The sequence below is a fragment of the Ancalomicrobiaceae bacterium S20 genome (genome assembly GCA_040269895.1).
GTDB lineage: Bacteria > Pseudomonadota > Alphaproteobacteria > Rhizobiales > Ancalomicrobiaceae > Methyloraptor > Methyloraptor flagellatus.
The window spans coordinates 3,025,995-3,039,001 of the sequence record CP158568.1; the positions used below are offsets into that span (position 1 = coordinate 3,025,995).

Annotated in this window: 10 protein-coding genes and 1 pseudogene; 6 read left to right on the top strand and 5 right to left on the bottom strand. The window is 71.5% G+C overall.

All coding sequences use genetic code 11. From position 1 onward, the window contains the following. Positions 1-76: 76 nt before the first annotated feature. Positions 77-1,563: pseudogene (locus tag ABS361_13795) on the bottom strand (FAD-binding oxidoreductase). Between the two features lie 140 nt (positions 1,564-1,703). Further along, positions 1,704-2,984: a phosphoribosylamine--glycine ligase gene (gene purD / locus ABS361_13800; protein ID XBY43172.1), complete on the bottom strand. Its 1,281-nt coding sequence runs from the start codon at positions 2,982-2,984 to the stop codon at positions 1,704-1,706. 207 nt (positions 2,985-3,191) lie between these two features. Here purD and ubiA point away from each other — a divergent pair, with 207 nt between their 5' ends. From ubiA to ABS361_13815, 3 genes are all read left to right on the top strand, one after another. Further along, on the top strand, positions 3,192-4,142 hold the full coding sequence (ubiA, locus tag ABS361_13805) for a 4-hydroxybenzoate octaprenyltransferase (protein XBY43173.1): 951 nt from the start codon (positions 3,192-3,194) through the stop codon (positions 4,140-4,142). A gap of 71 nt (positions 4,143-4,213) precedes the next feature. Then, positions 4,214-5,134 (top strand): alpha/beta hydrolase, encoded by a 921-nt coding sequence (locus ABS361_13810; GenBank protein XBY43174.1) that lies wholly within the window; start codon positions 4,214-4,216, stop codon positions 5,132-5,134. A gap of 117 nt (positions 5,135-5,251) precedes the next feature. Next, positions 5,252-6,184: a patatin-like phospholipase family protein gene (locus ABS361_13815; protein XBY43175.1), complete on the top strand. Its 933-nt coding sequence runs from the start codon at positions 5,252-5,254 to the stop codon at positions 6,182-6,184. A gap of 97 nt (positions 6,185-6,281) precedes the next feature. Here the strand turns inward: ABS361_13815 and ABS361_13820 are convergent, their stop codons facing one another. Next, complete coding sequence (locus ABS361_13820) at positions 6,282-6,734, bottom strand: nucleoside deaminase (GenBank protein XBY46899.1); 453 nt, start codon at positions 6,732-6,734, stop codon at positions 6,282-6,284. On the opposite strand from ABS361_13820, the gene ABS361_13825 reads away from it, so the two are divergent. The 3 genes from ABS361_13825 to ABS361_13835 all read left to right on the top strand — a co-directional run bounded on the left by ABS361_13825 (position 6,733) and on the right by ABS361_13835 (position 10,810). Then, entirely contained in the window at positions 6,733-8,565 is a 1,833-nt protein-coding gene (locus ABS361_13825) for a pseudouridine synthase (GenBank protein ID XBY43176.1), read from the top strand. The genes ABS361_13820 and ABS361_13825 overlap by 2 nt on opposite strands. A gap of 340 nt (positions 8,566-8,905) precedes the next feature. Continuing rightward, positions 8,906-9,460, top strand: coding sequence for a 16S rRNA (guanine(966)-N(2))-methyltransferase RsmD (rsmD, locus tag ABS361_13830; GenBank protein ID XBY43177.1), 555 nt, complete (start codon positions 8,906-8,908; stop codon positions 9,458-9,460). A 213-nt stretch (positions 9,461-9,673) separates the two neighbouring features. Beyond that, complete coding sequence (locus ABS361_13835; protein XBY43178.1) at positions 9,674-10,810, top strand: diguanylate cyclase; 1,137 nt, start codon at positions 9,674-9,676, stop codon at positions 10,808-10,810. A gap of 37 nt (positions 10,811-10,847) precedes the next feature. Here ABS361_13835 and ABS361_13840 read toward each other — a convergent pair whose 3' ends face one another. Continuing rightward, positions 10,848-11,381, bottom strand: coding sequence for a hypothetical protein (locus ABS361_13840; protein XBY43179.1), 534 nt, complete (start codon positions 11,379-11,381; stop codon positions 10,848-10,850). Beyond that, entirely contained in the window at positions 11,306-12,874 is a 1,569-nt protein-coding gene (gene mutL, locus ABS361_13845) for a DNA mismatch repair endonuclease MutL (protein ID XBY43180.1), read from the bottom strand. The genes ABS361_13840 and mutL overlap by 76 nt, the downstream gene beginning before the upstream one ends. Positions 12,875-13,007: the final 133 nt, after the last annotated feature.

The window sequence follows — 13,007 nt, forward strand, 5'->3', positions numbered from 1 at the left end:
GCTAAAAGCCGCTGCGGCGCTCGAGGTGCCCGGTCAGAATCGGCCAGAGCCGCTATCGGCCGCCCAGGCGGCTTGGTCAAAGTTCACGATCATTTACGAATACATCTAGTATTTTAGATGGATTGAGAATCCCGCACGGATCGAGACTGCGCTTGATATCCCGCATCAGGGCGAGCGCGACCGGATCCTTGACCTCGGCGAGCAGGTGCTTCTTGAGCCGACCGATGCCGTGTTCGGCCGAGATCGAGCCGCCGTGGGCGAGCACCACCGCGTGGACGGCGCGGTTCAGCTCGTCCCAGCGATCGAGATAAGCCTGCTTGTCGGCGCCGACCGGCTGGCTGAAGTTGAAATGGATGTTGCCGTCGCCGAGATGGCCGAACGGCACGGGCCGAATGCCGGGGATCAGCGCCTCGGCGGCGGCGATGCCCTCGGCGAGCACGGCGGGGATCGCGGCGAGCGGCACGGAGACGTCGTGCTTGATCGAACCGCCCTCCTTGCCCTGCACTTCCGACATGGCCTCGCGCAGCCGCCAGAAATCGGTGCGCTGATCGAGCGAGGCGGCAATGGCGGCGTCCTCGGCCTCGCCGGCCTCCAGCGCGGCGCCCAGGATCGCCTCGGCAAGCGGCTCGAGACTGTCCTCCTTGGGCGAGGTCAGTTCGATCAGCACGTACCAGCGATGCACGCGCTCGAGCGGATCGCGGGCGCCCGGCAGGTGGCGCAGCACCAGTTCCACCCGAAGCGCGGCATCAGTTCGAAGGTGGTCAGCGCGGCGCCGGCTTCCGCCTTGGCGCGCGCGAGCAGGGCGAGGGCCGCGATCGGCGAGGCGAGACCGACGAAGGCCGTCGTGGTCGCCCGGACCGGCGGATAGAGCTTCAGCACCGCCGCCGTTATGATGCCGAGCGTGCCTTCCGAGCCGATGAACAGCTGCTTCAGGTCGTAGCCGGTGTTGTCCTTGCGCAGCTTGCCGAGGCTGTTCAGCACGCGGCCGTCGGCGAGCACGACCTCGATGCCGAGCACGAGGTCGCGGGCGTTGCCATAGGCGAGCACGGCGGTGCCGCCGGCATTGGTCGAGAGATTGCCGCCGATCGTGCAGGTGCCTTCCGAGGCGAGCGACAGCGGGAACATCCGGTCCTCCCGCTCGGCCGCGGCATGGGCGGCGGCGAGCGTGACGCCCGCCTCGAGCGTCATCGTGTCGGAGAGCGGATCGACCTCGCGCACCCGGTTCATGCGCTGCAGCGACAGCACGATCTCGCCGTCGAACGGGATCTGGCCGCCGACGAGGCCCGTGTTCCCGCCCTGCGGGACCACTGCGGTGCCGGTCTCGGTCGCGAGCTTCATCACGGCGGCGACTTCCGCCGTCGAGCCGGGGCGGACCACCGCGCGCGTGCGGCCGTGATAGAGCCCGCGCCATTCCACGAGATAGGGCGCGACATCCGCCTGCGCGGTCAGCACGTTGGCCGGACCGACGATCGCGCGCAGCCGATCGACCAGCGAGGCCGCGGACGACGCCGGCGCGGCGGCGGCAGCGGGGACGGGAGGCGGGGCGGGCGGCGAAGCGGTCATGGGGCGCGCGGGTCTCCGAGACGGCGGACACCCACCGTTAGGCGTCAGCGCGAGCGCCGGCAAGCGGGGCGGCCTGCAATGCCGCTCCGCACGCGTCCCGTTCGCTCGCGCGGCGGCAGCGACGGACCACCTGCTCGACGTCAGCCCTGCCGCTCGCGCTCGACCGCGCGCCAACCGATATCGCGGCGGCAGAAACCGCCCGGCCAGTCGATCGCATCGACCGCGGCATAGGCATGGGCCTGCGCCTCGGCGACCGTCGCGCCCGTGGCGGTGACGGCGAGCACGCAGCCGCCGGCGGCGACCAGCCGATCGCCATCCTGCTTGGTGCCGGCATGGAAGACCTTGGTGCCGGGGAGTGCCGCGGCGCGATCGAGGCCGCGGATCTCGGTGCCCTTCTCGACCGCGCCCGGGTAGCCCTTGGCGGCCATGACGACGGTCAGCGCGACCTCGTCGCGCCAGCGGCAATCGACGCGGTCGAGCACGCCGTCGCGCGCCGCCTTCAGGAGCAGGAGCAGGTCCGACTTCAGGCGCATCATCAGCACCTGCGTCTCCGGATCGCCGAAGCGGACATTGTATTCGATCAGCTTCGGACCGGTCGCGGTGATCATCAGGCCGGCGAACAGCACGCCCTTGAACGGCGAGCCCTCGGCGGCGAGCGCGGCGACCGTCGGGCGGATGATCTCGGCCATCACCTGCTCGGTGATCGCCGGCGTCATCACCGAGGCCGGCGAATAGGCGCCCATGCCGCCGGTGTTCGGGCCGAGATCGCCGTCGAAGACGCGCTTGTGGTCCTGCGCCGAGGTCAGCGCCAGCGCATGCACGCCGTCGGAGAGCGCGAAGAAGCTCGCCTCCTCCCCTTCGAGAAACTCTTCCACGACCACCTCGGCGCCGGCCGCGCCGAAGGCGCCGGCGAAGCAATCCTCGACGGCAGCGATCGCCTCGTCGAGCGTCATCGCCACCGTGACGCCTTTGCCGGCGGCGAGACCGTCGGCCTTGACCACGATCGGCGCCCCCTTCTCGCGCACGAAAGCGAGCGCGGCATCGCGGTTGTCGAACCGGCCATAGGCTGCGGTCGGGATATCGTGGCGCGCGCAGAGATCCTTGGTGAAGCCCTTCGAGCCTTCGAGCCGGGCGGCGGCGGCGCTCGGCCCGAAAGCGGCGATGCCGGCGGCCTCCAGATCGTCGACGAGGCCTGCGACCAGCGGCGCCTCGGGGCCGACGACGACGAAATCGATGCCGGTCGTCTGACAGAACCCGATCACGGTGCGATGGTCGGCGACGTCGAGCGCCACGCAGTCCGCCGCCTCGGCGATGCCGGGATTGCCCGGCGCGGCATAGAGCCTGGTCAGCACCGGCGAGGCGGCGAGCGCGTAGGCGAGAGCGTGTTCGCGGCCGCCGGAGCCGATGAGCAGGACCTTCATGAGCGACCTCGTGGAACCGCGCGAGCGCGCGCCGGGATTGGGGATTGGGGATTGGGGATTGCCGCGGGTGTAGCAGCGACGGCTGGGGCGTCAAGTCGCCAGCGCGGCCGAAAGCGGCGGCGGGCGCGAGCCGGCACCCGGCCCTTGACCGGCCGGGCGTTCCGCGCGACCACCGGGGCCACGGTTTCTCATTACGGCAGCGCGACCATGCCCGATTCCTCCGAGCCCGCTGACACTGCCACCGTCGCCGATGCCGTGCGCGGGCATTGGGCCGACCGTTGGCTGCCGGCGGCCGCGCGGCCCTATGCCCGGCTCTGCCGGCTCGAACGACCGATCGGCTGGTGGCTGCTCCTGTGGCCGTGCTGGTGGTCGACCGCGCTCGCGGCGGTGGCGGCCGGCGCGCGCTGGCCGAACCCCTGGCATCTCGTGCTGTTCATGATCGGCGCCATCGCCATGCGCGGCGCCGGCTGCACCTACAACGACATCGTCGACCGCGACATCGACGCGGCGGTCGCGCGCACGCGCTCGCGACCGATCCCGGCGGGGCAGGTCACGGTCCGGCAGGCCAAGATCTTCCTGCTCGTCCAGGCGCTGGTCGGCCTCATCGTGCTTCTGCAGTTCAACGGCTTCGCGATCGTCGCCGGTATCGCTTCACTCGGCGTGGTGGCGATCTATCCGTTCATGAAGCGGATCACGAACTGGCCGCAGGCCGTGCTCGGCCTCGCCTTCTCCTGGGGCGCGCTGATGGGCTGGGCGGTGACCTTCGGCCGGATCGAGCCACCGGCGATCGCGCTCTATGCCGCGTCGATCCTGTGGACGATCGGCTACGACACGATCTACGCCCATCAGGACAAGGAGGACGACGCGGTCGTCGGCGTGCGCTCCACCGCACTGCTGTTCGGCCGGCACACCCGGCTCGCACTGACGATCCTCTACGGTGCGGCGGTCCTCGCCATGGCCGTCGCGCTCGGCATGGTCGGCGTCGGCTGGCCGGCGAAGCTCGGGCTCGCCGCCTTCGCCGCGCATCTCGCCTGGCAGATCGCTGCGATCGACATCGACGATCCGGATGGCTGCCTGAAGCTGTTCCGCTCCAACCGCGACGCCGGCTGGCTCCTGTTCGCGGGTCTCGTCGCCGAGGCCTTTTTGCGGGGCGCATGAGCTCCAGGCGCGGTTGTTCTCGCGCCCCGGCTCGGCGATCCTCGTACCCCGCATCACCAGAGGACGCCGCCATGGACCTGCCCGATCTCTTCCCCGGCTTCTCGTCGACCACGGTCCGAACCGACGGCGCCAAGATCTTCGCGCGGATCGGCGGGCCGGAGGACGCACCGCCGGTCGTGCTGGTGCATGGCTATCCGCAGACCGGCGCCATGTGGCACGCAATCGCGCCGGCGCTCGCCAGGAGCCATCGCGTGATCGTCCCCGACCTGCGCGGCTACGGCTGGTCGTCGGTGCCGGAGGCGCAGGCCGACCATGCCCAGATGTCGAAGCGCGCCATGGCCGCCGACATCGTCCGCGTGATGGAGGAGCTCGGCCACGTCCGCTTCGCCTATGTGGGCCACGATCGTGGGGCGCGGGCGGGCTACCGGCTGGCGCTCGATCATCCGGGGCGGCTCGAAAAGCTGATCCTGCTCGACATCGTGCCGACCTTCGCGATGTGGGAGGGCATGAACGCCCAGCTCGCGATGAAGGTCTACCACTGGCTGTTCCTCGCCCAGCCGGCACCGTTTCCAGAGCGCATGATCGGCGCGAACGCCCTCGCCTATCTCGAACACACGCTGGCGAGTTGGACGGCATCGAAATCGCTCGATGCCTTCGATGCCGGCGCGCTCGCGCATTATCGCGCCTCGTTCACGGTGCCGGAGCGGATCGCCGCGACCTGCGAGGACTATCGCGCCGGCGCCACGATCGATCTCGAGCACGACCGCGCCGCGCGGGCGGCGGGCGCCCGGTTCGACGTGCCGACGCTGGTGCTCTACGGCGCGAGCGGCATTCCGGCCGACGGCGCGCGCGGCGACGTCGAGGCCGGGCCGGAGGCGGCGTGGGCGCCTTGGGCGAGCCGGCTCGACGTCCGGGCGATCGACGCCGGGCATTTCGTCGCCGAGGAAGCGCCCGAGGCGACGCTCGCGGCGATCCGCGGCTTTCTCGGTTGAGCGGCGCGCCGCGAATTCCCGAAGTTGGGGTGACTTCGCGCGAGCGCCGCAATTGAGCGGCATAATGGGAGATTGTTCCAACCGTTACTTCCGCAATCGCTACTCCCAAGGGACGTCATGTCGGATCCGAAGATCGGCCTCGTGCTCGGCGGCGGCGGCGCACGCGGGCTCGGGCACATTCCCGTCATCGAGGCGCTCGACGAACTGGGCCTTTCGGTCACCGCGATTGCCGGCACCTCGATCGGCGCGATCATGGGGGCGGCGCGGGCCGGCGGGCTCTCGGGCGCGGAGATCCGCGAGCGCACGGTCGAAACCTTCGGCAACCGGACGGCCGCGCTCGCCCGATTGTGGTCGCTGCGACCGAAGCGGTTCGGCGATCTGTTCGCTGGCGGCTTCGGCCTCGGCCAGATCGATCCGGAGAAGATCCTCGAGACCTTCGTCGGCGACGCGCTGCCGCCGCGTTTCGCCGACTGCCGGGTGCCCTTCGCGGTCGTGGCAACCGACTTCTACGGCGGCAAGGAGGTCGTGCTCCGCGACGGCGACCTGCGTCCCGCCGTCGCGGCCTCGATCGCGCTGCCGACCATCTTCAAGCCGGTGATCCTCGATGGCGCGGCGCTGATCGACGGCGGCGTGATCAATCCCGTGCCGGTCGATGCGCTGCCGGTGCCGGTCGACATCGTGATCGCGGTCGATGTCGTGTCGTTCCCCGAGCCGTCGGACGGCAAGGTCGCGCCGGGCGCGATGGAGGCCATCGTCGGTGCGACGCAGCTCCTGATGCAACAGGTCGCGGCGGCGAAATTCGAGAAGCGGCCGCCGGACATCCTGATCCGGCCGCCGGTCAACGCCTTCCACGTGCTCGACTTCCTCAAGGCCCGCCAGATCCTGGCCGCGACCGAGCCGGCCAAGGACGAGGTCAAGCGCAAGCTCGCCCGCATGATCGAGGCGCATCCGCTCGAGCCCGTGGCCGAGCTCCCGGCCCCGCCGCAGCCCATGGCGCTGCCGAAGCGGCCCCGGCGGCGGCTGATCGGCCGGGCGAAGGAGACGAACTAGAGCAAGGCCCGATCGGAGTGATTCACGCCGATCGGAACAGGCTTGCGTTGACAAGTCGGCTGGAGCGGCATCCGATCCAATCTGATCGGATGCCGCTCTAGCCGCGCCGGTCGCGGAAGAAATCCCTGAGCAGCGCTGCCGCTTCGGTCTCCGCGATGCCTGAATAGACCTCCGGCGCATGATGGCAGGTCGGCGCGGCGTAGAGGCGCACGCCGTGCTCGACCGCGCCGCCCTTCGGGTCGCCGGCGCCGAAATAGAGCCGGCGAATGCGCGCGAAGGAGATCGCCGCCGCGCACATCGGGCAGGGCTCCAACGTCACATGCAGATCGGCGCCGATCAGGCGCTCCGAGCCGAGCGCGGCGGCAGCGGCGCGGATCGCCAGGATCTCGGCGTGCGCGGTCGGATCGCGGAGTTCCAGCGTGCGGTTGCCGGCCGCGGCGATGATGCGGCCGTCGTGCACGATCACGGCGCCGACGGGTACCTCGCCCCGCGCCGCCGCCGCCCGCGCCTCGTCGAGCGCCACCTCCATCGGTCGTCGCTCCGACGACATGGCCGCCATTCGCGCATTCCCCGTCGCAAAATCGCACGAGCCGGCTCGCGGGCCGGCATCCGCTCTGTTAGTAAGGCGCCATGACCGAGACACAAGACAAAACACCACCGCCCCGGCCAAGGCCGCGGCGGAGAGCGGCGAGCGCATCGCCAAGATCATGGCCCGCGTCGGCCTCTGCTCGCGCCGCGAGGCCGAGGCCTGGATCGCGGAAGGCCGCGTCAGCGTCAACGGCAAGGTGCTCGACACCCCCGCCGTGACGATCGGCCCGAAGGACCGCGTCAGCGTCGACGGCAAGCCGCTGCCGATCCGCGAACGCACCCGGCTGTGGCTGTTCCACAAGCCGCGCGGGCTCGTCACCACGACAAGCGACCCCGAAGGCCGGCCGACCGTGTTCGACGCACTGCCGCCGGAGATGCCGCGCGTGGTGACCGTCGGTCGCCTCGACATCAACACCGAAGGCATGCTGCTGCTCACCAACGACGGCGGCCTCGCGCGCGTGCTCGAGCTGCCGGCGACCGGCTGGCTGCGCCGCTACCGCGTCCGCGCCTATGGCGAGGTCACCGACGAGGCGCTGAACGAGATCCGCGAAGGCATCACCCTCGACGGCATCTCCTACGGGCCGATGGAAGCCGAGATCGACCGTCAGCAGGGCTCCAATGTCTGGCTGGTTCTCGGCCTGCGCGAAGGCAAGAACCGCGAAGTGAAGCGCGTGCTCGCCCATCTCGGCCTGTCGGTGAACCGGCTGATCCGCATCTCGTTCGGCCCGTTCCAGCTCGCCGACCTCGTCGAAGGCGACGTGCGCGAGATCCGCGGCCGCGTGCTGCGCGACCAGCTCGGCGCGCGGCTCATCCAGGAATCTGGCGCCGATCTCGACGCGCCGATCCTGACCCATATCCCCGGCGAAGGCGAAGAGCCGCCGAAGGGGCGCAAGGGCAAGGACGCCGACGGCAAGGGCAAGTCCGGCGCGAAGACGGCGGGGCCGAAGGGCCGCACCAAGCGCACCGAGATGGAGTTCGTCGGCACCGGCTCGGCCGGCCGCGCCGAGGCGGAGCGCAAGTCGCGCGGGCCCCGGAGCGCCAGGCCGGACGGCGCCGGCCCGCGCGGCCGTGACCGAGACGAGCGCGGTGAAGGCGAACGTTCGGGTGGCGGCTTCCGCTCGGAGGGTTTCCGCAGCCAGGAGGGCAAGAGCCGCGCGGCGGGCTTCCGCTCGCGGCCCGAGGGTTCGCTCGGCGGGCGCGATCGCGCCGAAGGGCGCCCCGATCGGCAGGACCGCGACGGCCCGCGCGCGGGCTGGACGCCTGAGGCCGGCCGCGGCCGCTACCGCGACGAGGAGGCGGGCGAAGGCCGGCGCGGACCGCGTCCGCCCCGGCGCGACGGCGACGCGCCGCGTCAACAATTCCGCGACGGCGACGGTCCCCGTCCGCCGCGCGCCGGCGGGTTCCGTGACCGCCCCGAAGGCGGCTTCCGTGACCGTCCCGAGGGCGGCGACCGTGGCGGCTACAAGTCCCAGGGCTGGCGTGGTCGGCCGGATCGGCTCCGCGAGGCCGGGCTCGATGGCGCGGCGGATCTCGCCGAGGGCCGCGGCCCGCGGTCGCGCGGGCCGGCCGAGAGCGCGGGCGATCGGCCGCGTTCGGGCGGTTTCCGGGATCGGCCCGAGGGCGGGCGATCGGAAGGATTCCGGGGCGGCCGCGCGAGGATCGTCCTGAGGGCGACCGCCCCGTTCGGGTGGCTTCCGCGATCGGCCCGAGGGTGGGCGCCCGGAAGGTTTCCGCGGACGGCCGCGCGAGGATCGTCCCGAGGGCGACCGGCCGCGTGCGGGCGGCTTCCGTGACCGGCCCGAGGGCGGGCGCTCGGAGGGCTTCCGGGGACGGCCGCGTGCCGATGGTGCGGAGGGTGGCGCGCCGAAGCGGCCGTTCTTCCGGCCGCGCCGCGACGATCAGGGCGCCGGTGGCGAGGGTGCCGAAGGCGGCCGTCCGTTCAAGCCGCGCGGCGGCAAGCCCGGCGGCTTCAAGGCCGGGGGCGCTAAGCCCGGTGGCGGCAAGCCGGGTGGGTTCAAGGGCGGCGGCAAGCCCGGCGGCGCGCGCTTCGGCGGCCCGAAGGGCGGTGCCGGCGGTCGTGGTGGCAAGCCCGGCGGGCGACCGCCGCGCGAGCGCTGATCGACGTCGCGCGCCATGCGCATCGTCGGCGGCAAGCACCGCGGCACGGCGCTCGCGGGCCCCAAGAGCATGGCGATCCGTCCGACGACGGATCGCCTGCGCGAGACGCTGTTCAACATCCTCGCTCATGCCTACGCCGACCCGATCGGCGAGGCGCGGGTGCTCGACCTCTTCTCCGGAACGGGCGCGCTCGGGCTCGAGGCCCTGTCGCGCGGCGCGCGCTTCTGCCTGTTCGTCGAGGAGAGCGCCGAGGCACGCGGGCTGATCCGCCGCAATGTCGAGACGCTCGCCCAGACCGGCGCGACCAAGATCTGGCGGCGCGACGCCACGCAGATCGGTCCGTGTTCGCCGATGGAGCCGTTCTCGCTCGTCTTCCTCGACCCGCCCTACGGCAAGGGCTTCGCCGAGAAGGCACTCGCGGCCTGCCGCGCCGGCGGCTGGCTCGCTCCGGACGCGCTGTGCGTGGTCGAGGAGGCCACCGAGGCCGGCTTCGTCGCCCCGGACGGTTTCGAGGAACTCGACCGGCGCGACTACGGCGAAAGTCAGTTGGTATTTTTGCGATACTGTTAAGAAGGTCTTGCGAATTCCGGGTTCGCGGCGCGATTTTTTGTGTGTTATTCCGTAGGTCTCAAGCGGATATCAACCTTCGCTCGACAGACTGGCATTTGGGGACACGATGTCGATCCGAGGGCATGAGCCTGCGGCAGCATCGTTGTTCGGCGGAGATTGTCCGATGGGCCGTGCCGGCCCGTTCGCGATCGATCTCCAGCGGGGACGGATCGCATGGCCGCAGTCGGCATGGCCGCAGCTGGTACGGCGCCGGAGGGCATCGTTCGACGGGAACTGCCGTCGAACGATCCTGCGCCGTTTCATGGCGCCGCGACGAGCCCGATCCGCCTGCTCCAGCACGATCCCAGGGTGCTCGAAGCCGCGTTCTCGGCTGCCAAGCTCGGCGTCTGGGAATGTACGCTGCCGGATGAGCGTCTGCAGTGGTCCGACGCGGTGCGCGACATCTTCGAAGTGCCGCGCGGCATAGCGTTGAGCCGGGACGCGATCGTGTCCTGCTACGCGCCGGAGGCCTCCTCCGAGCTCGGTCGACTGCGCAGCGAGGCGATCGCGCGCGGCGTAGGCTTCGAATTCGACGCCGAGATCGTCACCCTGCGCGGCACGCGCAAATGGATCCGCATCACGGCGAGCGTCGAGGTCGTCGACGGCACGCCGGTGCGGATCTTCGGCATCAAGCGCGACATCACAGAAGAACGCCGGCTGTTCGAGCGGCTGCGCTATCTCGCCGAATGCGACACGCTGACCGGCCTCGCCAATCGCGCCTCCTTCAATGCCGCGCTCGCCGACCTCCGTGCCGCTGCCCGCCACGGAACGGGCGACGTCGCGCTGCTGCTGATGGATCTCGACGGGTTCAAGAGCATCAACGACACCCACGGCCATCACTGCGGCGACGACGTGCTGCAGGTCACGGCGCGCCGGCTCGAGCGGGCCTGTCCGAAGGCGCGGCTGGTCGCGCGCATCGGCGGCGACGAATTCGCCGTGCTGATCGAGGCCGATCGCGCCGCCGCGGCGACCATCGCGGCACGGATCGTCGCGGCCGTCGCCGAGCCGATCGACGACGGCGAGGCCACCTACCGGGTCGGCGCCTCGATCGGCATCGCCTTCCTCGGCGCCTCCGGACCGGATCGCTTCGTCCGCGACGCCGACGCCGCGCTCTATGCCGCGAAGGCGGCAGGGCGCAACACGTTCCGGATGTTCGACGCCGAACATCTGCGCTCGCTCGCGGCCGCCGCCGGCGCGCGAGGGGTGGACGCGTCCGAATTCGGCACCCCCGGTCTGGGAACACCAGGGCTGGGAACACCGGGTTTGGGAACACCCGAGAGCGGCCCCGCGCTGCGCAAGCTGCGCAGCTGATCCGGTCCCAACGAGCGCCCGACCGGCGGTCGGGCGTTCAGCGCCGTCCGAACAGGCGTTCGATATCGCCGAGCTTCAGCTCGACCCAGGTCGGCCGGCCGTGGTTGCACTGGCCGGAATTGGGCGTCGCCTCCATCTCGCGCAGCAGCGCATCCATTTCCTCGGGCCGGAGCCTGCGGCCGGTGCGCACCGAGCCGTGACAGGCCATGGTCGAGAGGATGCGGTGCAGCCGCTCCTCCAGCCGCGAGGAGCGGTCCCACTCGGCGAGATCATCGGCGAGATCGCGGATCAGGCCGCGCAGGTCGATCGGACCGAGCATCGACGGCGCCTCGCGGATCGCGACCGCGGTCGGGCCGAAGCCCTCCAGCACCAGCCCGGCCTCGGCGAAGGCCGCCGCCTCGGCGACCAGACGCTCGACGTCCTCTTCCGGCAGTTCGACGATCTCCGGAATCAGCAGGATCTGCCGGGCGACGCCCTTGGCGGCGAGCGCGGCCTTCAACCGCTCGTAATTGAGCCGCTCATGCGCGGCATGGGCATCGACGATGACGATCCCGTCCTCGGTCTGCGACACGATGTAATTGGCATGGAGCTGCGCGCGCGCCGCGCCGAGCGGCCGGTGCACGCGCTCCTCGTCGAGCGGTGTCGCGTGGCCGCGCGTGTCGCCCGAGGGCTCTGCCAGCACGGAGAGGGCGATCGCTGCCGCCGACGGCAACTCCGGCGTGACGCCGTCCTCGTGGAAGGCTGCGTCATTGGCCGCGATATCGGCCGGGCTCCAGGCCGCTCCGCCCGTGCCGTCCGCCGGGCGGAACGGCGAGGCGCGCCAGTCGAAGCCGATGTCGCGCGCGGCCGGCACGGCGTCGTTCCAGGCCGCGGGACGGCCGGAATGGACGCGGAAGCCGGCGCTCTCCTCCATGGCCGGTCCGGAGGCCCCGCCTGACCGCCGGCCGGCGCCGCACCGGCCCAACTGCCCGGTCGCCAACCGGCGCCCTGCCAAGCGGCCCCCTGTGCTCCGCCGAGCCCCGGCCGCAGCGCGGCCAGCGTGGCGGAGCCGCCGGTCGTCGACGAGCGGTGCCCTGCGCGCGCCAAGGCCTCGCGGATCGCGCCGACCAGCAGGCCGCGCACGAGACCGCCTTCGCGGAAGCGCACGTCGGCCTTGGTCGGGTGGACGTTGACGTCGACCTCGTGCGGATCGAGCCTGAGGTCGAGCACCAGCACCGGATGGCGATCGCCGGCCATGACATCGGCATAGGCGCCGCGGATCGCGCCCATGAGAAGCTTGTCGCGCACGGGACGGCCGTTGACCATCAGGTACTGCTGGGTCGAGGCGGCGCGATGGAACGTCGGCAGGCCGACATGGCCGACGAGCCGGACGCCCTCGCGCTCGGCATCGACGGGCACGGAATTCTCGGCGAAGTCGGCGCCGATCACCGCCGCGATACGGGCGATCCAGGCGTCGTCGCCGGTCTGCGCCGAGAGTTCCAGCGCGCTGCGATCGGCGCCGGCGAGCGAGAAGCGCACGTCGGGGCGCGACAGTGCCAGACGCTTGACGATCTCGGTGATCGCGGCGGCTTCGGCGCGCTCGGTCTTCAGGAACTTCAGCCGCGCCGGCGTGGCGAAGAACAGGTCGCGCACCTCGACACGGGTGCCGCGGCTCAGCGCCGCCGGGCGCGGCTCGATCTTGTCACCGCCTTCGATCGCGATCTCCCAGCCGTGCGGCTCGCTCGCATGGCGGGTCGCGATCGCGAGCCGCGCGATGGCGCCGATCGAGGGCAGCGCCTCGCCCCTGAATCCGAGCGTCTCGATCGTCAGCAGGTCGTCGTCGGCGAGCTTGGAGGTGCAATGGCGTTCGACGGCGAGGTCGAGATCCTCGCGCGTCATGCCCGAGCCGTCGTCCGTGACGCGGATCAGCGTCTTGCCGCCGCCCGCGGTGACGATCTCGATGCGCGCGGCGCCGGCATCGAGGGCGTTCTCGACCAGTTCCTTGACGACGCTCGCCGGCCGCTCGACGACCTCGCCGGCCGCGATGCGGTTGATCGTCACTTCGGAGAGCTGGCGGACGGGCATTCTCGGTTCCTCGTGCGGGCCGGCATTCTCGCGGATTCGCCCGCCCGCGTCACGCCGAACCGAATGGAGCCGGATCGCGGCGGGATGCGGCCATCTCCCCGCCTCCATTGCGGAACCGCGCCGCGACCGCTAC